This is a genomic window from Copranaerobaculum intestinale (assembly GCF_009831105.1).
GTDB lineage: Bacteria > Bacillota_I > Bacilli_A > Erysipelotrichales > Erysipelotrichaceae > Copranaerobaculum > Copranaerobaculum intestinale.
On the sequence record NZ_WUUQ01000001.1, the window covers coordinates 695,523 to 719,956 of the forward strand.

23 protein-coding genes and 1 tRNA gene are annotated in these 24,434 nt (G+C 39.4%); 19 read left to right on the forward strand and 5 right to left on the reverse strand.

All coding sequences use genetic code 11. The features are described from left to right. Positions 1–11: 11 nt before the first annotated feature. The 12 genes from GSF08_RS03450 to GSF08_RS03505 all read left to right on the forward strand — a co-directional run bounded on the left by GSF08_RS03450 (position 12) and on the right by GSF08_RS03505 (position 10,293). Positions 12–734: a glycosyltransferase family 2 protein gene (locus tag GSF08_RS03450; RefSeq protein WP_160624421.1), complete on the forward strand. Its 723-nt coding sequence runs from the start codon at positions 12–14 to the stop codon at positions 732–734. Next, entirely contained in the window at positions 724–1,077 is a 354-nt protein-coding gene (locus GSF08_RS03455) for a DUF2304 domain-containing protein (protein WP_160624422.1), read from the forward strand. Before GSF08_RS03450 ends, GSF08_RS03455 begins: the two co-directional genes overlap by 11 nt. Position 1,078: 1 nt before the next feature. Further along, complete coding sequence (locus GSF08_RS03460; protein WP_160624423.1) at positions 1,079–2,233, forward strand: glycosyltransferase family 4 protein; 1,155 nt, start codon at positions 1,079–1,081, stop codon at positions 2,231–2,233. 26 nt (positions 2,234–2,259) lie between these two features. Beyond that, the gene (locus GSF08_RS03465; protein ID WP_160624424.1) at positions 2,260–3,546 is read left to right on the forward strand and encodes a lipopolysaccharide biosynthesis protein; all 1,287 of its coding nucleotides are present in this window, start codon (positions 2,260–2,262) and stop codon (positions 3,544–3,546) included. Then, positions 3,530–4,390 (forward strand): LicD family protein, encoded by an 861-nt coding sequence (locus tag GSF08_RS03470; RefSeq protein WP_160624425.1) that lies wholly within the window; start codon positions 3,530–3,532, stop codon positions 4,388–4,390. The genes GSF08_RS03465 and GSF08_RS03470 overlap by 17 nt, the downstream gene beginning before the upstream one ends. Before the next feature lie 90 nt (positions 4,391–4,480). Next, positions 4,481–5,653, forward strand: coding sequence for a MerR family transcriptional regulator (locus GSF08_RS03475; RefSeq protein WP_160624426.1), 1,173 nt, complete (start codon positions 4,481–4,483; stop codon positions 5,651–5,653). A gap of 58 nt (positions 5,654–5,711) precedes the next feature. After that, positions 5,712–6,605 carry a glucose-1-phosphate thymidylyltransferase RfbA gene (gene rfbA, locus GSF08_RS03480; protein WP_160624427.1) on the forward strand — a complete coding sequence of 298 codons (894 nt, stop codon included), beginning with the start codon at positions 5,712–5,714 and terminating at the stop codon, positions 6,603–6,605. Next, positions 6,605–7,183 (forward strand): dTDP-4-dehydrorhamnose 3,5-epimerase, encoded by a 579-nt coding sequence (rfbC, locus tag GSF08_RS03485; RefSeq protein ID WP_160624703.1) that lies wholly within the window; start codon positions 6,605–6,607, stop codon positions 7,181–7,183. The genes rfbA and rfbC overlap by 1 nt, the downstream gene beginning before the upstream one ends. Before the next feature lies 1 nt (position 7,184). Continuing rightward, complete coding sequence (gene rfbB, locus GSF08_RS03490; protein ID WP_160624428.1) at positions 7,185–8,213, forward strand: dTDP-glucose 4,6-dehydratase; 1,029 nt, start codon at positions 7,185–7,187, stop codon at positions 8,211–8,213. A gap of 29 nt (positions 8,214–8,242) precedes the next feature. Continuing rightward, the gene (gene rfbD / locus GSF08_RS03495) at positions 8,243–9,085 is read left to right on the forward strand and encodes a dTDP-4-dehydrorhamnose reductase (RefSeq protein WP_160624429.1); all 843 of its coding nucleotides are present in this window, start codon (positions 8,243–8,245) and stop codon (positions 9,083–9,085) included. A 9-nt stretch (positions 9,086–9,094) separates the two neighbouring features. Then, positions 9,095–9,397 carry a hypothetical protein gene (locus GSF08_RS03500; RefSeq protein ID WP_160624430.1) on the forward strand — a complete coding sequence of 101 codons (303 nt, stop codon included), beginning with the start codon at positions 9,095–9,097 and terminating at the stop codon, positions 9,395–9,397. A gap of 131 nt (positions 9,398–9,528) precedes the next feature. Beyond that, a complete protein-coding gene (locus GSF08_RS03505) occupies positions 9,529–10,293 on the forward strand; it encodes a PIG-L family deacetylase (RefSeq protein ID WP_160624704.1) in 765 nt (254 codons plus the stop codon). Positions 10,294–10,358: 65 nt separating this feature from the next. Here the strand turns inward: GSF08_RS03505 and GSF08_RS03510 are convergent, their stop codons facing one another. The 3 genes from GSF08_RS03510 to GSF08_RS03520 are packed head-to-tail and all read right to left on the reverse strand — an operon-like array spanning position 10,359 to position 14,172. Continuing rightward, on the reverse strand, positions 10,359–11,291 hold the full coding sequence (locus tag GSF08_RS03510; RefSeq protein WP_160624431.1) for a glycosyltransferase family 2 protein: 933 nt from the start codon (positions 11,289–11,291) through the stop codon (positions 10,359–10,361). A 12-nt stretch (positions 11,292–11,303) separates the two neighbouring features. Beyond that, the gene (locus GSF08_RS03515) at positions 11,304–11,699 is read right to left on the reverse strand and encodes a GtrA family protein (protein WP_160624432.1); all 396 of its coding nucleotides are present in this window, start codon (positions 11,697–11,699) and stop codon (positions 11,304–11,306) included. Next, positions 11,692–14,172, reverse strand: a complete 2,481-nt coding sequence (locus GSF08_RS03520) for a YfhO family protein (RefSeq protein WP_160624433.1) — start codon at positions 14,170–14,172, stop codon at positions 11,692–11,694. Before GSF08_RS03520 ends, GSF08_RS03515 begins: the two co-directional genes overlap by 8 nt. 214 nt (positions 14,173–14,386) lie before the next feature. On the opposite strand from GSF08_RS03520, the gene GSF08_RS03525 reads away from it, so the two are divergent. Both GSF08_RS03525 and GSF08_RS03530 read left to right on the forward strand, forming a co-directional pair. Further along, positions 14,387–14,947, forward strand: a complete 561-nt coding sequence (locus GSF08_RS03525; protein ID WP_347337978.1) for a CDP-alcohol phosphatidyltransferase family protein — start codon at positions 14,387–14,389, stop codon at positions 14,945–14,947. Positions 14,948–15,081: 134 nt separating this feature from the next. After that, entirely contained in the window at positions 15,082–16,716 is a 1,635-nt protein-coding gene (locus tag GSF08_RS03530) for a putative manganese-dependent inorganic diphosphatase (protein ID WP_160624435.1), read from the forward strand. 79 nt (positions 16,717–16,795) lie between these two features. On the opposite strand, the gene GSF08_RS03535 is transcribed toward GSF08_RS03530, so the two are convergent. Then, positions 16,796–17,476, reverse strand: coding sequence for a DUF554 domain-containing protein (locus GSF08_RS03535; protein WP_160624436.1), 681 nt, complete (start codon positions 17,474–17,476; stop codon positions 16,796–16,798). Between the two features lie 151 nt (positions 17,477–17,627). Between GSF08_RS03535 and GSF08_RS03540 the strand changes: the two genes are divergently transcribed. After that, positions 17,628–17,703: transfer RNA gene (locus GSF08_RS03540), tRNA-Thr, on the forward strand. Between the two features lie 429 nt (positions 17,704–18,132). Next, positions 18,133–20,853 (forward strand): sensor domain-containing diguanylate cyclase, encoded by a 2,721-nt coding sequence (locus GSF08_RS03545; protein ID WP_160624437.1) that lies wholly within the window; start codon positions 18,133–18,135, stop codon positions 20,851–20,853. On the opposite strand, the gene GSF08_RS03550 is transcribed toward GSF08_RS03545, so the two are convergent. After that, complete coding sequence (locus GSF08_RS03550; protein ID WP_160624438.1) at positions 20,854–22,482, reverse strand: putative bifunctional diguanylate cyclase/phosphodiesterase; 1,629 nt, start codon at positions 22,480–22,482, stop codon at positions 20,854–20,856. It lies immediately after the preceding gene. Positions 22,483–22,554: 72 nt separating this feature from the next. Here GSF08_RS03550 and GSF08_RS03555 point away from each other — a divergent pair, with 72 nt between their 5' ends. From GSF08_RS03555 to GSF08_RS03565, 3 genes are read left to right on the forward strand one after another with little or no spacing between them, the layout of a single operon-like run. Beyond that, the gene (locus GSF08_RS03555) at positions 22,555–23,265 is read left to right on the forward strand and encodes an AzlC family ABC transporter permease (RefSeq protein WP_160624439.1); all 711 of its coding nucleotides are present in this window, start codon (positions 22,555–22,557) and stop codon (positions 23,263–23,265) included. After that, positions 23,262–23,576, forward strand: a complete 315-nt coding sequence (locus GSF08_RS03560) for an AzlD domain-containing protein (protein WP_160624440.1) — start codon at positions 23,262–23,264, stop codon at positions 23,574–23,576. The genes GSF08_RS03555 and GSF08_RS03560 overlap by 4 nt, the downstream gene beginning before the upstream one ends. Positions 23,577–23,588: 12 nt before the next feature. After that, a complete protein-coding gene (locus tag GSF08_RS03565; protein WP_160624441.1) occupies positions 23,589–24,233 on the forward strand; it encodes an HAD family hydrolase in 645 nt (214 codons plus the stop codon). Positions 24,234–24,434: the final 201 nt, after the last annotated feature.

Below are 24,434 nucleotides of genomic sequence, written 5' to 3' on the forward strand. Positions count from 1 at the left end.
AGGTTCCTCAAATGAATAAAATATTACTAATTATTCCTGCCTATAATGAACAGGAAAATATCCTCAATACATATTTAAAGATCAAAGAATTTTCAAAGGGTTTTGAAATGTGTCTCGATGTGCTCGTAATTAATGATGGATCAACTGATCATACAGAAAAAATATTAACTGATGGAGAGATACCACATATAAAACTGATTCATAATTTAGGAATTGGTGGAGCAGTTCAAACTGGTTATAAATATGCATATGAGAATGATTATGATATTGCGGTTCAATTTGATGGTGATGGGCAGCATAATATTTACTGCTTAGAAAATCTTATATCTCCACTTTTTCAGGGTTACGATTTTTCAATCGGATCTCGATTTGTGAAAGGATCCAATAGTGAATTCAAATCTAGTAAGGCTAGAAGAATTGGGATAAAAATGATTTCAACCCTCGTTCGCTTTGTCAGTGGGGAGAAGGTCTATGATGTTACATCGGGATATCGTGCAGCAAATAAAAAAGTGATTAAAGAATTTGCAAGTGCGTATCCGGTAGAATATCCGGAGCCGATTACTACGACAGAGTTGCTGCGAAAAGGATATAAAGTAAGGGAAGTACCCGTAGAAATGTATGAAAGAGAAGGTGGTAAATCTTCGATTCATACTTGGAAGAATGCATATTATATGGTTAATGTTTTGCTTAATATACTTATAATTAAGATTAGGAGGTATGATCATGCTGGATAAACTAAACATAACGATGATAGTGACATCCCTGGTTTTATTTATTATTATTTTTGCGTTTCTTAGAAAAGGCAGAATACCTTTAAAGTATGCACTTGTTTGGCTGCTTCCGACGTGTGCGATCTTCACTGTAGCCATCATTCCCCAATTCTTATGGTTTGTTGCTGACTTGATCGGATTTACGACAATCTCGAACATATTGGTTGGTATTTTATTTATTACATTGTTTTTTATTACAATATCACTTAGTATCATCGTTTCTGGACAAAACACAAAAATAATTCTTTTGATTCAAGAAATTTCTACCTTGAAAAGTCAAGTTGAACAAAAATCCGGAGATAAATAAAATGTACAGTATATTAATATTTGCAGCACAGTATCTGCCGCATTTAGGCGGGGTTGAGAACTATACATATAATTTATCAAAAGAACTCATGAATCGTGGACATAAAGTAACGATAGTTACCTCAAACGTTCAAGATCTGGAGAGCTGTGAGGTTATGGAAGGCATAACAATTTATAGAATGCCGTGCTTGAAAATTTTGAAAGGAAGATTTCCGGTTTTAAAGAGAAATTCTGAATTTAAAAGATTACATTCTTTATTAATGAAGGATTCATTTGACTTTGTTATGGTAAATACGAGGTTTTATTTCCATTCCGTTTATGGGGTTCGATTTGCTAAAAAAAAGAATATACCATCCATTGTAATTGATCATGGAACAAGTCATTTAACTGTACATAATCCTTTACTTGATCTTATGGGAAATGGATTTGAGCATATTATTACAAAAATTGTCCAAATGTATAATACTGATTTTTATGGCGTGTCAAAAGCCAGTAATCAGTGGCTAAAGCATTTTCATATAGAAGCAAAGGGTGTACTTTACAATGCTATTGACGCTAATCGCATATTAGAAATTTATGATTCCTGTAAGCCTGATTTCGCTTCAAGATTTCATATACCAGAGGATGCGGTTACAATATCTTATACAGGCAGAGTATTGAAAGAAAAAGGGATAATTCAGTTGATTGAATCAGTTAAACAGCTTCATCAGGAAGGTTATAAAGTTTATCTTTTTATTGCTGGTGATGGTGATTTATTTGATTATTGCCAACAAGAAAAAAGTGATTTCATTATCCCGTTGGGAAGATTATCCTTTGAAAATATAATATGTTTACTAAAATTTACGGATATCTTTTGCTTGCCGTCAGATTCAGAAGGCTTTTCAACATCCTTACTAGAAGCAGCCGTATGCAGAAATTATATTGTGACAACGAGAAGAGGCGGCGCTCCAGAGCTAATTGAAAATGATAACTATGGAACCATCATAGATAATAATCGTGTTGAGGATGTTTATCCTGCCCTGCTTGAAGCCGTAACCAGCATTCCCAGAAGAAATCGTGGTGTTGAATTGACTTATCAAAAAGTGATATCCAATTTTACTTGGAATTTAACTGCTGATCATGTGTTGGATATTGTAGATTATAAAAATAAGCGATAATCAGTTAGTTCAGAAAGGAGGCATATATGAAATCCCATCCTACAGATAAAGAAATCTATTTTTGGAATATCACCGGGAGTTTTTTAAATGCTTTACTGTCTGTTATGCTTCTTTTATTTGTTAATAGAATACTGGGGGTTAAAAATGGTGATATATTTAGTGTTGGATTTGCCATAGCACAATTAATGTTAACCGTAGGAACTTATCAGGTTCGTCTATATCAAGCGACCGATATACGATCAAAATATACGTTTAATGTTTATTTTTGGTTTCGCTTATTCACTCTTTTCATGATGATAGTAGTTTCTTTAATTTACATTTTTTTACGAAACTATGATTCTTACACTTATTTTATTATTTTATCACTGTGTATATTTAGAGCCGGCGATGCATTTTCGGATGTGTATCAGGGACTTTATCAGCAAAAAGATCGTTTAGATTTGTCTGGTAAATCCATTGCTTTCAAAGTCATGGCATCTATGACTACGTTTGTCCTGTCCATGATTTTCTTTAAAAATTTGTTAGTTTCATGTTTGACCTTAATGATGACAGAATGGATTATGGTCTATCTTTATGATATTCGAACATATCGGACATTCAAGAAGAAATATGAGATTGAAGAAATAAAGAAAGTGCCTCCTTATAAGGAAATGAAAGAATTATTTTTAATATGTACACCGCTCTTTCTTAATGTCTTTTTGATAAATGATATTTTTAATACCCCGAAATTTCAGATTGATACATATATTTCTAACGGTACAATGACTGCCGGCTCCCAAACTTATTATAGTATTATTTTTATGATCGCATTTGTTATGAATTTGATTGTATTTGTCTTTCGCCCCATTTTAACGCAATTATCAAGTTTATTTTATCACCGTCAGCTTAAGGAAATATTGAAAAAAATTAGCATGATTCTGCTTGTGATAATTGCTTCTACGCTGGCATGTATGATTGGAGCATATTTCATAGGAATTCCAGTATTATCCATTTTATATGGTACTGGAGATGGTCTGCTTCCTTATCGAGACGCATTACTAATCATTATAGTTGCAGGCGGGATCAATGCCTTTTCAACATTTTTAGATAATGTCATTACGATATTCAGAAAACATTATTTTCTGTTGCTTTGTTATATGGGAAGTTGGTTGACAATGAAAAGCATAGCTCCTGGACTAGTTGCGAAATTCGGTGTAAATGGCGCAGCTTTATCCTTTTTAATCACAATGCTGACACAATTTATTCTTATTTTATCATTATTTATGATACTATTTTATAGAATATGGAGGAAAAAACATGATAAGCAATTATAAACAATATGATCCTGATACTTTAAAACATTTACAAGAAATAGAAATTTCTGTTTTACAGGATTTCATCAATGTTTGCGAAAAATATCATTTATCATACTCCATGTTTTATGGCAGCTTGATTGGTACGGTGCGGCATCAGGGATTTATCCCTTGGGATGATGATATTGATGTAGCTATGCCAAGAGAAGACTATGATAAATTTCTGGAGGTTTATGAAGCCGAGATCGGTGAAAACTACCAAGTATTAACACCACTTATCAACAACAATTACGCCTGCAGTGTTACCCATTTACAGAGAAAGGGAACGAAGTTTGTTCCCTCAACTGCTACGAAATTAAAATGTGATATGATGATTGATCTCGATATATTCCCATTGGATTATCTTCCTTCTGACGAAAAAAAACAACGTAGGCTATTTAGACGGATGTGGATTTTATATAAATTACTCTACCTTTGCGGCAGCCCTTTTCCCTATATACCATTGACAGGTATTAAGGGAAAGGCAGCTAAAGGAATATGTTTTATTGTACATTATATTTTAAAATTTTTGTGTATAACTCCGCGATTTCTTTATAAAAAAGCTTTGAAAATTTGTACAAAATACAATCATGATGAGCATTCAGATCTTCTGGCTACTTTTGAAGCATCTTCATTTGAAAAATGTTATTTAAGAATAGATGAATTTTTTCCACTTAAAAAAGTTAAGTTTGAAACAATTCAGGCTAACATTATCAATAGATATGATGATGTTTTAACAAGACATTATGGAGAGTATATGAGTATGCCGCCAGTTGAAAAAAGAGTGAATCATGCACCCGAAGTGTTGGACTTCGGAGATTTATGAAGGATTTTCAGTAAATCCTTTTTTTATTTTCTGAAAGAAAGTATATACTGTAAGAGAGTATACAATATAGAAGTCTAAGGAGGAGCAAATATGTCACAAAATGTTCAATTTTATACTACTGGAAAATTTTCGAAATTAGCAGGAGTTACTCCTCGAACATTGCGTTATTATGATAAAATTGGGCTCTTAAAGCCATCTTCTGTGGCTGAAAACGGCTATCGGATTTATACGGATATGGATTTGCTGCGCATTCAAAAAATTTTATCTTTGCGTGAGCTGGGTTTTTCTATTTCAGAAATATTTCCACTGATTTTGGATGATTCAGAAAAGAATATGGAAGATTCTATAAATTTTCAGATCGAACTTATCACAAAGAAGATTCAGCAGCTGGATACCTTTCGGCATGCTTTAAAAAACATCTCAACATCCTTAATCCAAAAAGATTTCGAATGGAACCGAATCATCGAATTAATTAATCTGATCAAAGCAGAAAATGTATTAGTCGAGCATTATCAAAACACAGCTAATCTTAATATCCGCATTCAGCTGCATAATTTGTTTTCTGTGAATAAGACTGGCTGGTTTAAATGGTTGTTTCAGCAAATTGATTTTAAAGGGGTGAATCGTTTACTCGAAATTGGCGCTGGGAATGGAGCCTTATGGGAACAGATGCAGATAGATGCAAGAAACCGTGAAATATTTTTATCCGATAAATCTGAAGGAATGGTAGAAGAATTAAAGAAAAAATTTAAGAATGATTTTAATTATCTGACCATCGATTGTGAGAGTATACCTTTTAAAAATGAATATTTTGATGCGGTGATTGCTAACCACGTCTTATTTTATGTAGATGATCTGGAACGAGGATTGGCAGAAATAGCAAGAGTTTTATCCCCTGCAGGTACTTTGTATTGCAGTACCTATGGCAAAAATCATATGAGGGAGATACGTGAATTAGTAAAAGAATATGATCCTAGAATTCAATTATCTAAAAATGATCTGTTTGAGCGGTTTGGCTTAGAACAGGGCAGAACTTTATTGGAACCTTATTTTTCAAATATTGAAGTATATGTCTATCCAGATGAGTTGATAGTGTATGATGTGAAGCCTCTAATTAATTATATTATGAGCTGCCATGGAAATCAAAATGAGATCCTTGGTAAAGATGTTAATAAATTTGGACGTTTTCTACAAAAAAAAATGGATGAGAAGGGATATCTTAAAATAACGAAATCTGCAGGAGTGTTTATAGCTAAGAAATAGCTTGACTATAACGTTACGTCATAGTTTATAATAATAAGGTATTAGGAGGTAATGCAATATGAAGGGAATTATACTGGCTGGAGGGAGTGGCACAAGACTCTATCCGCTTACCAAAGTAACAAGTAAACAATTACTGCCGATTTATGACAAACCGATGATTTATTATCCAATGAGTGTTTTAATGAATGCTGGTATTAAAGATATCTTAATTATCTCTACACCGGATGATACACCGAGATTTCAAGATTTATTAGGTGATGGAAGTCAATTTGGTGTTTCTTTAAGCTATAAAGTACAGCCGTCTCCAGACGGACTAGCGCAAGCATTTATCCTAGGCGAAGAATTTATCGGAAATGATAGTTGCGCAATGATCCTTGGTGATAATATTTTCCATGGTCATGGCATGACAAAGCGTCTTCGTGCTGCAGCTGCTAAAGAAAAAGGCGCTACGGTGTTTGGATACTATGTGGAAGATCCTGAACGTTTTGGTGTTGTAGAATTTGATGAAAAGGATCAAGCGATTTCTTTAGAAGAAAAACCGAAAAATCCTAAATCAAATTATGCTGTAACCGGCCTGTATTTTTATGATAATAAAGTAGTTGAATATGCGAAAAATCTGAAGCCAAGCCCTCGCGGTGAATTGGAAATCACCGATTTGAATCGCATATATTTAGAGAAGGGTGAATTATCAGTTACTTTGTTGGGTGATGGATTTACTTGGCTTGATACAGGAACTCATGAATCCTTAGTGGATGCCACTAATTTTGTCAAAACGATTGAAGAACATCAACATCGTAAGATTGCTTGTCTGGAAGAGATTGCATATGATAATGGTTGGATCAATCGCAAACAATTAGAAACGGTTTACGAAGTTTATAAAAAGAATCAATATGGCGCATACTTAAAGAAGATTATGGATCGTAAATATATAGATAAGGAAGTCAGTGAATGATGAAAGTAACAGAAACAAAAATACCTGGAGTTTTGATTATTGATCCAGACGTACATGGTGATCACCGTGGATATTTTATGGAAACATACAATAAAGCAAAATACAAGGAACTTGGCATTGATGTGGAATTTGTACAAGATAATATGTCATTTTCGGCGCAGAAGGGGACACTAAGGGGCTTGCATTGGCAAAATGATCCGATGGCTCAGTCGAAGTTAGTGAGCTGTACCAGAGGCTCAGTAATTGACGTAGCAGTGGATATACGTAAAGGAAGTCCTACCTATGGTGAATGGGTGAGTGTAGAATTGAGTGAAGAAAATAAACGGCAGTTTTTTATTCCGCAAGGATTTGCTCATGGTTTCTTAACACTTTCGGATAATGTTGAATTTCGCTATAAAGTAGATAATTTCTATTCTAAGGAACACGATCGCGGAATTCGATATGATGATCCAACAGTAAATGTAGATTGGGGTTCCCTGCTGAATGGTATTGATCCTGTATTATCCGATAAAGACAAGAACGGATTGGTATTAACGGAAGCAGACTGTAATTTTATTTATAAAGGAGATAATAAATAATATGAAAATTTTAGTAACTGGTGGTGCCGGCTTTATCGGTGGGAACTTTGTCCATTATATGGTAGAAAAGTATCCTGAGGATATGATTGTAAACCTAGATAAACTTACGTATGCAGGTAATTTGGAAACCTGTAAACCGGTTGAGAATAAACCAAACTATAAATTTATTAAGGGTGATATAGCCGACCGTGATTTCATTTTTAATTTGTTTGAAACTGAGAAATTTGATGTTGTTGTGAACTTTGCTGCGGAGTCACACGTTGATCGCAGTATTGAAGATCCAGAAATTTTTGTGAAAACAAACGTAATGGGCACAACCACGCTGTTGGACGCATGTAATAAATATGGTATTAAGCGTTATCACCAGGTATCTACTGATGAAGTTTACGGAGATCTGCCCCTGGATCGCCCGGATTTGTTTTTTACCGAAACAACTCCTCTTCATACATCCAGTCCATATTCAAGTGCCAAAGCGAGCGCTGACCTGTTTGTTTTAGCATATTATCGTACATATGGCATGCCGGTAACCATATCTCGCTGTTCAAATAATTATGGGCCATATCATTTTCCTGAGAAATTAATACCTTTGATGATTTCTCGTGCACTTGCGGATGAGAGTCTTCCAGTTTACGGAAAAGGAGATAATGTGAGAGATTGGCTCCATGTTTATGATCATTGTGTGGCAATTGACTTAATCATTCGCAATGGACGAGTAGGAGAAATCTATAATGTCGGCGGACATAACGAACGAACAAATCTTGAAGTAGTAAAAACAATTCTACATGCATTAGATAAACCAGAAAGTTTAATCAATTTCGTCGAAGACCGGAAAGGACATGATCGCCGCTATGCGATTGATCCAACTAAATTGGAAACGGAACTTGGATGGAAGCCGAAATACAATTTTGATACTGGTATTCAGCAGACAATTGAATGGTATCTGAATAACAAAGAGTGGTGGCAGAATATATTAAGTGGGGATTATCAGAATTATTTTGATAAAATGTATAAAGAAAAAGGAAGAGTATAGAGTTTCATTTTGAAAATGGAGTGAGGCATATGAAAATCTTAGTAACTGGCTATAAGGGTCAACTTGGCTTTGATGTAGTTAATGAAGCAGAAAAACGTGGTATCCAAGCGGTTGGTGTGGATATCAATGAAATGGATATCACAAATTCCCAACAGGTAAATGATGTGATTCGCTCCGGCAATTATGATGCGGTGGTTCACTGTGCTGCCTGGACAGCGGTAGATAAAGCAGAGGATATGGCAGAAGTATGCCGAAAGGTCAATGTAGAAGGTACTCAGAATATTGCCGATGTATGCAGAGAACTTGATATTCCGATCATGTATTTTTCTACTGATTATGTTTTTGACGGTATGGGTGAAAAGCCATGGAACGAGTATGATGAAAGAAATCCGTTGAATGTATATGGGCAGACGAAATATGAGGGTGAATTGGCTGTTGAAGCATTGCCAAAACATTTCATTATTCGCATTGCATGGGTATTTGGTGTAAACGGAAATAATTTCATTAAGACGATGCTGAAGCTTGGCAAGCAGAACGGTGCGGTCAAAGTGGTGAATGACCAAATTGGTTCTCCAACTTACACATATGATTTAGCGAAACTGGTTGTAGATATGATTGTGACAAAGGAATACGGTACGTATCATGCGACCAATGAAGGCTTATGCAGCTGGTATGATTTTGCATGTGAAATCTTTAAACAGGTTGGTATGAATGTGGCTGTCACCCCGGTAAGCAGTGATGAATTCCCAGCCAAAGCCAAACGTCCGAGCAATAGCCGCATGAATAAGACAGAGCTGGATAAACATGGGTTTGATCGTCTTCCTACCTGGCAGGATGCTCTTTCCCGTTATTTAAAAGAAATTACTTATTAAAGGCTGTATATGAAAACATTACGTTTTAAATATACGATTTATGCAGTTCTTACTTGTATCTGTTTATCATTATTAGGAATGATATATGTTGGTGCGAATGGTTTAGCTTTAGCGCCGCGAAAAGCGGTATTTACTTATCAGCAGGGTGGGACATTGAAAACTGATCCCGGCTACTACTTTAAGGGTGTTACTGACCCGGATCGAGTAAAAATGGACTTATCGAAAGTGGATACAAAAAAACCGGGTATTTACACAATCCAAGTGAAGCAGTCCAGCCGTCGTTATGATTTCAAAATCAAGATTACCGAATAGGTAATCTTTTTTCTCGCCATCATACCTTTTCAAAATCGTGACATACTAGAGAATAGCGTAGTTAAGAATTGTTAAGATTTCTTTTTGAAATGTTAACCCTTATCTATGCTAGGATGATTACGGTGATAAAAATGAAAAAGTTAGCTGTTTATGCATTAACTGCTTTACTGCTTGTCACAGGAATCGTCATACAGGCGCCAAACGTACAAGCCAAGACAAAGGTTGCTGCTTCGATACATAAGAAGGACCTTGATAAGCTTTCCCTGACAGGAATCGATCGGGTGATGTTTGTAGCCCATCCCGATGATGAGACGATCTGGGCGGGTAATCATATTCGTACCCATAAATATCTGATCATCTGCATTACCAATGGCAACAATAAAAAGCGGATGAAAGAATTCAAAGCGGTGATGAAGAAAACCGGTAATCCGTATATCATGCTGAAGTATCCTGATAAAACCAATGGTAAGCGCGATAACTGGAATACCTCGCGGGATGCTGTTAAACAGGATATCAAAACTGTACTGGACTATAAGCAATGGGCTATGATCGTTACTCATAATCCTAAAGGTGAATACGGACATATACATCATAAAATGACCAGCCAGATGGTAACAGAGGAATGTCTTCATAAAAAGCTTGAAAATCGACTTATGTATTTTGGTAAATACTACAAGAAAAAAAATATTGGTAAAATCAAAGACAGCAAGCATTTGTCAAAGAAGCAGTTGAAACAAAAGAATGATTTATTTAAACCGTATCAGTCACAGATGAAAGTAAAAGATCATCTGTACCACATGTTCCCTTATGAGAATTGGATTTCTTATAAAAAATGGCATCAAAACAAAAAAACTTCAGTAAGTAATTTACTGGAGTTTTTTTGTTATATGGCATGAGCTGAATCTGTACGATAGTAGAGCAGAACAGAATAAGGCTTGATAACAGCATCAAATCCGACACCCTATTTGCGGTTAGTTTCTTTTACAATGTAAATTGGACGGTTCTTGTTTTCCATATAATCACGTGACAGATATTGTCCCATGATTCCAACAAAGAACAGTTGAATACCGCTCAGCAGCAATATAATAAACATCATACCCAGCCAAGCGCTTAAATGACGGCTGTATACAAAGGTTTGGATCAGGATATACATGCCCAAGATCATGGATGTGGTAAACAGCATCGCACCCAGCGTAGAAGCAATGGTGAGCGGGGTAGAAGAGAAAGAGAAGATTCCTTCACAGGCATAGGAGAACAGACTGCGGAAGTTCCATTTTGTCGCTCCGGCCGGACGCTGAATATTGTGAAAGGGAATCCATTTCGTATCAAATCCGACAAAAGAGTATAAGCCCTTCATATAGCGATTGTATTCTTTCATATCCAGAATGGCGTTTACCATCGTACGATTCATCATACGAAAGTCCCCGGCACCATCACTCATATCAAGCTTGCTGAGCTTCTGGATGACTCTATAGAAGCTGCGCGATAAGAAGCTGCGCAATTTGCCTTCGCCCTCACGATCCATACGTTTGCCTGCTGCACAATCATAGCCTTCTTTACTGACCGCATGATACATCTGGGGCAGCAGCACCGGCGGATGCTGAAGATCGGCATCCATGATGACTGTATACGTACCGTCAGACTGCTGCAGCCCGGCATACATCGCCGCTTCTTTTCCAAAATTGCGGGAGAAGGACAAATAAACACAGTGACTGTCCTCTTTCGCAATTCCCTTCAGCAAATGCAGGGTTCCATCCTGACTGCCGTCGTTGATAAAGATCAGCTCATATGTGATATCGCGCATTTTATGTAATGTTTCCGTTATTGTTGTATAGAATAACGGCAATACTTCCTCTTCGTTGTAACAAGGTACAACTACACTTATTTTATCCATGTTATATCCTCCTTATTGTTTCTGATAAAAAATCATAAACTTACAAAATACATAATTCCCGGCAACGGTGATAACACTAACGATGACTTTGGAAATCATATCCGGTATCAACAGCCACTGGATCGTAATATATAATAATACGGTTTCTATTAACAGCGTGAGCAGCCGCAGGAAGAAGAACTGGGCAGCCTCTTTCCAGGCATTAGCCGGATTACTGTGAAAGACATAACGCTGATTCATATAGTAAGCAAAGATGACCGCTCCCAACCATGCCAGGACGTTGGCAGACATCCAGTATATATGAAAGAAGCGGGTACATAGCCAGTAGATCATGAAGTTTACTACGGTGGTCAATCCGCCGGTAAAAATATAGCGTATTGCTTCTTTAAGCTGTTCCTGTTTACGCATGCTGTTTCCTCCTTATATAAGATGTGATCATCCATAATACTATGCCGGTTCCGGTCGCTGCCCAACCAAGTGTTTTACCGGGGGCGTGGAATGATATAACGATATTATGATCGCCGGTTTGAATCGGAAAACCGACAAATGCGGTATTCACTTTCACCGGAGCTATCGATTTGCCGTCTACTAAAATTTTATATCCCTTTTGGTAGGGAAGACTGGTAATCAAATAGCCGTCTTTTGATACGCTGACATCACCCTTCAGTACTTCTTTTCCTTCTAATGCGGACAGCTTTACTTCATCCACCTGCGATCTTCGCTGTTCGATCGCCTGAAGGTCCATGCTGTGAAATTGCATATGACTGATGCGATAGGTCCCTTTTGAGAAATGTATGACTGCTTTATGATAAGGCTCACTGGATGACAGTGTGTAATGGAAGGTGTGATTTTCATTAGGGTACATCGCTTTTACGCTGGACAGCGTATTTTTGATGTCGTTGATCGTAATGCTGATATTTCGGCTCGGCGAAACTTTTACTGCTTCCACATCAAATTGAATGAATAATACTTGCTGATTTGTCTGCGGAATCATCGGGACAGTTATTTTCGTATCTTTCTTTGCGTCAATCAGATAACCGTCAGCACGCGGGGTAATCGTGACATGCTTTCCGGAAGTCAGCTGAAACAATGCTTCGACCGGTTTTATTTTTGAAGTATAGCTGTTTTTGATACCATTCATTGGAACAACAGCCTGGTTGTATATTGTATCCAGATTCATCGGATAGGGAATTTGTTGAAACTGACTTTGACTCATCAGCTCGCTGGTAGCATAGGCAAGCGGCATCACATCAGGGTTCTCTGCGAGGATACCGGCTTTGATGCGGGCGATTTCCGTGTACCCAGCGGGCAGAATTTTTTTCGTGAACACATACCGGCAGCCCATCATGCCTTGCATAAAGACATTATTGCTGGAAACATGAGCAGTGCGGTTACGAATGCTGATCGGATTCTTTAATACATCATAGAAGAATGTATTGTAATCGGCATTCTTCAAGGATGAGTAGGAACTCGGTTTCAACATATTTTCATGCTGAATCAAATTACTGGTATTCATACTATTGGTGAAATCCTCAAAGCGGCTGTGATCGTCCAGGTAAGAACCGATCAGCTTGGCCTTTCTGGTATCATATATCGTTTCATATTTTTTTTCGGTTACAAAGTTCTCAGTATGATTGAGTTGGATACAGGAGAATGCTGCGATGAGATTGATCACAAGGATACCCTGCTGTTTCTGACTTTGCTGCATCATCCATAGCACAAGCAAGGAGATGATCATATCGGCAGCCAAATAATATGTCTTTTCCTTTGCCAGCAGTGATGCAATAGCCGGCAGTAGAATAAAGGGAACATGCCAGAGCTTCAACGGTCTTTGATTCAGCGAATTCAAATAAAGAGCGGTGTAGAGAACGATCAGGGGAAGGAAAACGATTAAGATTTTCGCTCTGGCATATAGCATTCCGTTCATCAGAAAGGGGATGATCGGAAAGAGAAAAGTGATCGTTAATAGGCGGCTCAGCCAGCGCATCGTCTGATTAGAATGCAGCCATCCGGGAACCAGCATCACCCATACAGCGGCGGTAACCCCTGCACCATATGCCTGATAAAATAGACCTTTAAGCGTACTGTCAGGAATAAGTAATGGAAGGAGGGAGGTATAAGTTCCACTGCGCTGACTCTCCAGCATCGCTGCCAGGGTGGGGAACAGCAGGATACCGCAGATTAGTATTCCAATCAAGATCATCAAGCAAAAACTAAGCCAAGACCTCCATTCGAATGCTTGATCTTGAGTAAACCGCAGGATCAAATCGTAGATAAATAGTACAAGAATAGCAGATACACTGTAGAAGTAACTGTTGAGAATCATCAAAATTACACATATGATCAGCAATTGCTTTCCTTTGTTTTTATAGTGTATGCGATCGATTGCCAGCAGCCCCAAAAGCAGCCATGGCATATAATTCACAAACATGATCTGTCGGTGGGCATGAAAGAGAATCGGCCCGCTCGAGATCAGTAAGAAGGATGACGAAGCAGCGGCAAGTCTTGAACAGTGATGTCCCCGCAGCCAGATATAACAGATGCCGACACTCAGCAGACAGGAGATAATCATACCGCTGATGATGATATCCTTCATCGCTACAAAGGGCAAGCATAAGGAAATCAGCACATCAGGACGAAATAAACCATAGTAAGACAGAAAATAGATATTCTGTCCGCCGCCGATCTGCCGCATATAATCAGGGAACAGATCATGTGTTTGATAGAACTGCTGCCGGATATCATCAGAAATCGTGATATGCTGGCTCAGCCAGTCGGTTTCAGAGCCGAATAGATGGCCGGCAGGGACAATGGCATATAGCAGAATCAATGTCAGGATGATCAAGCCGGCGATGATCAGCCCATCTTTTTTATTTTTCATTCTATTACGCTCCTTACGTTATTATTGTGGCAGGTTTTTCTTAATTATTGCGTTAAGTTTTTCTAAAGAAATCTTAATTCAGTCCTCAACATGATTATTAGTAGTATAATAAAGACATGATTTTCTTGGGTATCTTATCTGATTATGATAAAATAAAACTGGTATCAAAAAAATTTATATAAATGCATACATGTAAAAAAGCGAGGTGGATGAAGTGAAAAAGGATTTGTTTACCATTCCGAATCTATTATGCTATTTTCGGATACTGTTAGTTCCGGCGTTCCTCTATGTGTTTTCAAATGCCGTTACCCGTGAGGACTATCTGTTCGCTGCCGGTATTATTCTGATCGGGGGAATTACCGACTTTCTGGACGGCTTCATCGCCCGTAAATTTAATATGATCACCCAGTTGGGAAAACTGATCGATCCGGTTGCCGATAAACTGATGCAGTTGGCGATCATTGCAGTATTGGCTATAAAGTTTCCGCTGATGCGATTATTGATCGTACTGTTTCTGATCAAAGAGAGCTCCATGCTGATAGGAAATCTGTACGCAATGAAAACCGCTCATCGTAAGCTGGATGGAGCGAAGTGGTTTGGAAAGCTCAGTACAGCCGTTTTCTATGTTGTAAGCGTTCTGTTGATTGCTGATCCGCTCATGAAAGCGACATACCGCGACGGTATGATATTCATTGCAATCTTCTTCATGTCGCTGTCTTTCTTATTATATTTGCCGGTGTTTTATCAAATGTCTAAGTCTCCGAAAGAGAAATAGACATTTTCTTTTTCTAGGATTGTATAAACGAAGCGAAAAGCCGTAAGCGCATTCATTTATAGGAAAGCAGGATGCAATTTTTGAAAGCTTACGGTATAATGAACATGAATTTAAAGGAAAGAATGGAGTGTACTATGGAAAATCAGATCTATGTAACAGGACATAAGAACCCTGATACCGATTCTATCTGTGCTTCGATTGCATATGCGGAACTCAAGCAGCAGCTGGGATTTCCCGCTATCGCTTGCCGGTTGGGAGATTTAAATACGGAAACTGATTTTGTTTTAAAGAAATTTCACGCCGCAGAACCGTTGCTGGTAGATAATGCGAAGTGCAAGCTGAAAGATATCGACAAGGATGAGGCAGTAACCGTTGATAAGGCGATGACGATCAAGAAGGCTTGGGATATGATTATCCAGATCAAAAACAAGTCATTGTTTGTAGTGGATGAAGAGCATCACTTATTAGGCGTTGTTTCTATGTCCAACTTATCCAATGTTTTAATGACTGACTTTAAAAATATCCGTGAATATATGATTAATACACCGCTGGAGAACATCCGGGAAACGCTGGAAGCAAATGTGATCGTGGATACTAAGGCATATAAATCAAGCGGGTATGTTCATATTTTGGTTTCACCGGATATGAGCAGCGTTGAAAATGTACTTCCTGACAGTATTGTCGTGGTCGGCGATAACAAGGAAATTCAGAGCAAAGCGATTAAACAGGGTGCTTCCTGCATGATCCTGGTATGTTCACAGAGTGTTGATGCGGATATCAAGAAATTGGCAAAAGAGCGGCACTGTGCGGTTTTGCATACACCGTTTGATGCAATTAAGGTAGCACGCTTAATCTATCAGACACCGTCGATTGAATGTGTGATGCAAAGCGACGTAATGTGTTTCCACGAACGGGAGTTTGTCGATGATGTATCGGCAAAGATGTCCAAGACCCGTTTTCGTTCCTACCCGGTTTTGGATGACTATAAGCATGTGATCGGAGCGGTATCTCGTTTCCACTTATTCAATTATGAAAAGAAAAAATTTATTCTGCTGGATCATAATGAGCGGTCGCAGAGCGTTGATGACCTGGAGAGTGCAGAAGTTCTGGAAATCGTCGATCATCATCGCATCGGTGATATTGAAACATTGAATCCAATCAATTTTAGAAATCAAATTCTGGGCAGTACGTGTACGATCATCGCCCTGTTGTATAAAGAAAATAATTTGGAACCGTCTAAGACGATCGCCGGATTGCTGTGCTGTGCGATCATTTCGGATACGATGAATTTTAATTCACCGACATCTACGGGGGTCGATAAAATCATTGCCAAAGAGTTGGCTGAAATCGCAGAAATCAATTTGGATGATCTTGCTCAGGAGATGTTTGAGGCAGTGGCAACACTGCGTTGGAAGTCATTTGGCGAAATTCTGTATAATGATTTTAAGGAATATTCGATTGAAGGAAACCGTATCGGAATCGGCCAGATCAATCTGTTGGATATTCGGGAACTCGAGATCATCAAAAAAGAATTTGTTACTTATGTAGAGAAAATAAACAATGCCAATAAATATGATCTTCTGCTGATGGTCTTTACCAATGCCGAGGGCAAAGGAAGCAATCTGGTCTTTGTCGGACAGAAGAGCTGGGTTGTGGAGGAAGCATTCAAGGATTTGATCAAAGATAAACTGTACTTTGTGGATGGCATCGTTTCCCGCAAGAAACAAATCATTCCAAGAATTTCCGATATTTTGAAAAATCATGGATAAAAAAAGAGATACAAATATTTGTATCTCAAAAAGGGTTGATAAGCACCAAGCTTGTTGACTCTTTTTTCATTGTGATGTTTTATAAACCCATAAGCATTGTTAGGAAAATCGAAAGGAATGGCGCTAATATAAAATTTGCTACCTTGATATTGGTTGCCAACGCAATAATAAGCAGGGATCCGATGCAGGTCATCTGATTGATCATCACCGTGGATAGGTATGGGGCAACAAAATGAGCACATAACGTTAAGGTACCCTCATAAATAATCAGGGAAAAACCGCTTAATGCAACACCCCATCCAAGCGTCGTAGCCATGACCAAGGTGACAACCCCATCGATCAATGCTTTTGCATATAACGTCTCATGTACATTGGTCATGCCGCTTTGCAGCGCACCGATGATTGCCATCGCACCGACACAGGTAAACAGCGTACTGTTCACAAAGGCCTTTGCTACGGAAGTATCATCCTTGCTTTCCTTATGGGGAATATGAGACTGAATAAAGGTTCCAAATTCCATAATTTTTTCATCAAATTTCAGCCATTCACCAATTAGTACTCCGACTACAATGGATATTACCATCACGACGACGTCACAGCCTTTTAAGGAACCGTTGATACCGACGTATAATACGACGAGCGCCAATCCCTGCATCATAGCTGTGTTGATGCGTTCCGGAATACCTTTTTTGATGATTACGCCGATGAAACTGCCGATGAATACTGCTATCCCATTGGCGAGAGCACCAGCTAATAACATAGGTATCACTTCTTTCCGCACCTTACAGTATATGCTTGGAAGCGCTTTTAGTAAAGAAGAAAGCATGGAAAAAACATAAAAAAATTTAAAATTTTATATGTGAGAAATTGAATTGTTTCACAACATATGCTATTATATGAAAGCAGTTTATGCCGACTTAGCTCATCCGGTAGAGCAACGCACTCGTAACGCGTAGGTGGTAGGTTCAAGTCCTATAGTCGGCACCAGTTATATAGTAAGGCACACTTGTTTGATCAAGTGTGTTTTTTTATCACTATCCATGATAAGAAGCTTTATTTTGTGTATGTGGTAAAGTAATATGAATACATCATTAGATGAAGTCAATATATGATTTTAAAGCATATGAAAAAATCAAAAGCAATTACATTTTATTCATAAAAACAAACTACTGCTTTTCTATTAGGCTTTACATAAACAGCCAATATTAATTAAAGGTGCCGCCTTATTGTAAAGCAATGATAGCATCGCTTTTTGATACTCTGATTTGCTTTATCCTTAAAAAAAGGAAAACCTTAAGCAAATTTCATTGCTTAAGGAATTGTAAGTCGATATAATAACTGTAAGAAGATCATATTTTTGTAATCCTATGAATATAATAAATGTATTTCGCAGTACAGTCATAAAGAGGGATCATTATGAATCTGAAAGAACGGGCGATTGAATTTGTAAAGCAGGTAGAAACGGCATATTTCGTGGATCGGGATATGGATTTTGTCATAGCTGCTTTGGATCCGAACATAATGTGGATAGGTCCGGGTTTCGGTGCGCGATATCAGAGCTATGATAAGCTTGTATCCATGCTGAAACAAGAAAAAGAGCTGCAGCGGTTTCCATATGAAATCGTTTGTGAGGAAGCTGCGGCAGTACCGCTGAGTGATGTCCTATGTCAGGTGTATATGACAATGCAGATTCAGGATAAGGAATTTGAAGCTGGAACGCAGCAGATGAAGCTTCACAGTTCAGCAGTATTGGAAGAAATGGCGGAAGGCTTTCGCATAAAGAGCTTTCACGTATCTCTGATAGAACATCCCGAGCGTACACATGCAAATATCATGGGGACGTTCCAAAATGAAAGTAAGGATTTATTGAAACAGGTAATCGATGAAAAAAATCGTGAACTGGAAGCAACCAATGAGGATTTAAAGCGATTGACCGCTAATTTACCGGGTGGTATCTTTCGTTGTCAGTATGATGATGATCTGACACTGCTTCAAATGAGCGATGGTTTTTTAACGATGATAGGTTATACGCGTAAAGAAATCGAGCAGGAGCTGCACAATAGCTTTAAGAAACTGATTGATCCCCGCGATTATAAAAAAACCCTTGATGATGTAGCAAGTCAGATGGCAAAGGGACCGGCGAAAACGCTTGAATATCGTATTATACGCAAAGATGGCAGTATCATCTGGGTTTTGGATAAAGGAATGCTGATCCGAAAAGACCATGAAATACCATGTTTTCACTGTATTCTGGTCGATATAACCGAAGGCAAGCTTGCCCAGGAAGAGCTGCGTCTGGCTCTGGAAAAGCATCAGATCATTACAAATCAAACGAATGACATAATTTTTGAATGGAATGTTGCAGAGGATCATTTTACATTTTCGAGTAACTGGGAAAAGAAATTCGGTTATCCGCCGATGAATGAAAACAATACGGAACGGATTACGGCGAGATCACATCTGCATCCGGAAGACGGTGTGAAAATAAAGGAGTCGCTCAAACGCATCCGCGAGGGACATCCCTATGAGGTTCATGATGTGCGAATCCGCGACAGTCATGATAAATATATCTGGTGCCAGGCTCGGATGACGACGCAATTTGATGAACAGGGAAAGGCAATTTCTGCCGTTGGGGTTTTGATTGATATTGACCGGATGAAAAAACAATCGGAAAAACTGAAACAAAAGGCAGAGCAGGATTCCCTGACAAAGCTTTTAAACAAAGAAGCATCACAGGACTTTATCGAAGAGGTGATTCACCAGTCTGAGGATCAGCATGCGGTTATGATTATCGACATTGATGATTTCAAGAAGGTAAATGATACAATGGGTCATTTATTTGGAGATGCGTTCTTATCAGAGGCCGCAGTGAATCTGAAACAGCTGTTTCGCGGCAGTGATGTCGTCGGACGGATCGGCGGTGATGAATTTATCGCACTTATTTGTAATATCCATTCAGCTAGCGATGCCGAAAAGAAGGCCAAGGAAATTATCCATGCGGTACATTGTTTGTCTGCCGATGATGCAATGCCTTTTGAAGTATCCTGCAGTATAGGCATCGCGCTGTATCCAGATTGCGGCACATCTTTTCATGAACTCTATCATCGAGCTGATCTCGCCTTATATAAAGCCAAGAATGAAGGCAAGAATCGTTATGTCATTTGTGATAAAGCGTCTTTATTTGATACGGGTACTCTTCCTAATGTCTTTCATAAAACAGCAATCAGTAATCGTATCGATTCTGATGAAGCTGAACAGCGCTCCATTATGGAAAATCTGATTGAGCATACATTTAAAATATTATATCAATCCATAGATTTAGAATCGGCAATTCAGAACATCCTAAAGATTGTCGGGGAATATTTTGATGTCAGCCGTGCGTATATATTTGAAAACACTGAGGATGATTTATACTGCTCCAATACCTTTGAATGGTGCAACGCGCAGATTGAACCAGAAAAGCAGAATCTTCAGCATGTATCCTATACGTCCGATTTAGGCGGTAAATATCTTGATAATTTTAATGAGGATGATATCTTTTACTGCCGCAATATCGATGATCTGCCAAAGCAGCAATATGATATCCTTGCACCCCAGGGTATACGTTCTATGCTGCAGTGTGCAATTCGGGATAATGGACAGTTTAAAGGCTATGTTGGTTTTGATGAATGCCGTAAAAATCGTTTTTGGACAAAAGAACAGATCAATGCGCTTACTTTCATTGCCGGTATGTTAAGCATATTTTTGATCAAGGATCGGATGAAGCATCGCCTTGAACAATCGGCTGCCGGGCTGCGGACGATTTTAGATAATCAGAATTCGTGGATTTATGTGGTAGAGCCGGATACCTTGAAAATGCTGTATATCAATCAGAAAACGCGTGACTTGGTGCCGGGAGTACAACTTGGTGATACCTGTCACAAGGCTTTCTTCAATCGTGATACACAATGTGAGAAATGTCCGCTTAAAGGATTGGTGAACGGAAAATGCAACCATACGCTGGAGGTTTATAATTCTTATTTGAATAAATGGTCACTGGCTGACGCTTCTTTGATTTTGTGGGATGGTAAATCGGCCTTGCTTCTGACTTGTCATGATATTTCCGGTTTTCATTTACAGGAAAATAAAGATCGCTGATCAGCGGTCTTTTTGTTGGTGTAAATATTCCAGCATCGCATCCCTTACAAGCGGCCGGCTGAAATAATAGCCCTGGATCGTATCGATAGAAATATCGGACAGCCGGGCGAGCTGACCGGCGGTTTCTATGCCTTCTAAACAGATTGCGCAGCCCAGCTCCTTGCCTATATCGGTAATCAGTCGAATGAACATGCTGTCAGCAGGATGAGTTTCCAGGTTTATGACAAAGGAACGGTCAATCTTGATGATATCAATCGGCATTTGACGAAGAAAAGACAAAGAGGCATACCCGGTTCCAAAATCATCCATGGCGATGCGGATACCCATAGCCCGCAGCTTATTCAGTATGGGCTTAACGATAAGAAAATTTTCGGCGATGCGGGTTTCGGTTATTTCGATAATGAGGGCGGTGCTCGGAACTTGGTAGCGGCAAAGCACTGCATGGATGATTTCTGTTATGTGATCTTCTAAAAGCTGGGGATAAGAAAGATTAATACTGATGGAAAGGGATGAATCTTCTTTTCTCATCACTGCGAAGTCACGCAGTGCCTGATTGAAAAGCCAACCGGTTATTTCAAACAGCAGACCGCTTGCTTCCAGAATGGGAACAAAGGTATCACAAGGCTCCTGATTCCATCGCAGCAGTGCTTCCATTCCTTTCATCCTGCCATCCTTGGTAAGCTGCGGCTGATACATGAGATAAAAGCCCTGCATTTGATTATGAATGCTTTGACGCAGGCTGACCCTTAGCTGCTCGCTTTGATGTTGCTGGATCTCTAGGGGCAGTGAGAAGGAACGTGATTTTGCTTTACCGTCTCGCTTGGCCTGTTTCATCGCAAACTGTGCGCGCTTACGAAGCCGATGCCATTCCTGCCCGTCTTTTGGATAACTGACGAAGCCGCAGCTTATCGTAGGCATTTCATTTGCGATGAATAGCTGATTCAAAACATTCACCCATCCTTGCAGAGTTGACGAAGAACAATTTGTGCACAGCACAGCGAACTGATCGTTTTCCAGCCGAAACAGCTTTGCTTTTTCGGGAAGGACCGATTGAAGGAAACCGGTAGTTCTTCGAAGCAGCTGATTGCCGGCGGTATAACCCAATGTATCGTTAAAGGACTGAAAATTGTCGAGATCGAGTATACCGAGCAAAAATTGATCGATTTCTGGTTTATCGATATATTCATTACAGATATTTTCACAATGAAAGGCATCACGCAGGCCGCTGATTGGATCTATGTGGCGACTAAAGCTGGATATGATGATGCCGGCGATACAGGTTTGCTTTTGAAACTGAATTGTTTGTGCCTGAAATGTGAGGGGAATGATTTTGCCGCTGCGGCTATAACAGTGAATATTGAGTGATGCATGTTTTTGATGTGTAAGGAGATGAATAAAATTTTGTAGGCTTGCTTGGTCTTGGGGATAGGTAATATTCATCCAGCCATTCCATCCATTTTCCCGTGAGCTAAGATGAAATTCTTTCAGCAGTGAATCGCTCAGAAAAAGACCCCTATACATTGGATCATATACAAAATAATGGGTATGGCACAGCGATGCCATGAGATTGAGCAGAGCTTGTATCATAAAATCACCGTTCTTATTGTGTGCTTCTCTTGAAAAAAACATACATCTGCCCGTGAAGAAGTATTTTTTGTTGTATAATATAAGACGATATGTTTACTTGGGAAGGATGTATATATGGAAGCAAAAAAGGATTATCAAAGGGGCTTGAAGGATGGTATACCGATCGGATTAGGTTATCTTTCAGTATCCTTTACATTTGGTATGATGGCAGCTGCTGCGGGTGTGCCGCCGCTGGCAGCGGTGCTGATTTCACTTACTAATTTGACTAGCGCCGGTCAATTTGCCGGTCTGTCGCTGATGATCGCGCATGGTTCCTTGCTTGAGATGGCACTGACGCAGCTGACGATCAATCTGCGTTACGCGCTGATGTCGCTTTCGTTGTCACAGAAGCTGGAGCCTGGCATCACAACCGTCCAACGCTGTATCGTGGCATTTGGCAATACTGACGAGATCTTTGCTTTGGCAAGCGGACAGGAAGGCAAGGTTAGCTCATGGTTCATGTATGGACTGATGACCCTGCCGATTCTTTGTTGGAGCTCAGGCACACTGCTGGGTGCGGTAGCCAATTCACTGCTTCCAGATCTGCTGCGTTCTGCTTTGGGTATTGCCATCTATGGTATGTTTTTGGCGATTATCATTCCTCCGGCTCGTAAAATCGCATCAATCCGAAAAGTGCTCATTTTCTCCATTCTGCTCAGCTGTGCTTTCTATTATCTGCCGGTGCTGAAAGATATATCGAGCGGCTTTGTTATTATTATTTGCGCGGTCGGTGCGTCTGCTTTTGGGGCATGGATGTTTCCGATCAAGGAGGCTGATCCTTCATGAGCATGGAATATTTAGGTTATATGATCGTTATGGCGGGAGTTACATATTTTATTCGCATGCTGCCGCTGGCGGTGTTTCAAAAGGAAATTAAAAGTGTTTTTTTGAAATCCTTTCTGTTTTATGTACCATATGCGGTTTTGGGGGCAATGACCTTTCCGGTCATTCTCTATTCCACCGATCATCGCTTATCTGCCTTGGGTGGCATGCTTGCGGCGCTGGTGATGGCATGGAGGGGCAAGGGATTACTGAGCGTGGCAATCAGTGCGGTACTGGCGGTGCTGCTCATTGAATACGGTCTGTTATACATATAGGAGGTATATGGAATGCGTACAGTTATATTTGATCTTGATGGACTTATGTTTGATACCGAACGGTTGGCGATGCAGGCATGGCGGGAAGTAGGTGCAAAGCATCATATTTCGGTTTCTGATGAATTCCTGTATATGATTACCGGCGGTGGTCCGCAGCAATTTCAATATGCACTGACACAATATCCGGAAATAAGGAAAATTTCACCTGAGGTGAGCAATGTAAGGAGTCAGCTGATCCTTGCGCAGGCGCATGACGGCATTTTAAATAAACCCGGTTTGTGTGCGCTGCTGGATTATCTGGATGAGCATAACTATCAAAAAGCAGTTGCCAGCAGCAGTGATCGAGCATATGTCGATACCCTGTTGGCGAGCATTGGCAAGCCTTATACTTTCGATGCCGTCGTCGGCGGGGATCAAGTCAAACATGCTAAACCGGCCCCGGATATATTTTTGAAAGCAGCGGAAAGCGTACACTGCCATCCCCGTGAATGCCTAGTGCTTGAGGATTCGAAGATGGGAACCATCGCTGCTATGAAAGCAGGTATGAACCGTATTTTTATTGAGGATCTGGTTCCGATTGATGAGGAGCTGAAACAGGTGATTCAGCATCGCTGTGCTTCACTGTTTGATGTCATTGATTTTCTGAACGCACAATAACACCGAAAACCACGCATGGGCATATGATGAACTGAGGGGAAGTGTGCGTATGCGTGAGAAATTTGAAAAGATGTTGTTTTATCTGACCTTTTTGGCTATTCTGATGATTGGAGTGGGTCTTATCTTTATCATTGATCTGATTGTGAGACATTTTTAATAATGTAATTTGTATTACAAAAAATAAAATTGAAAGCGGACGAC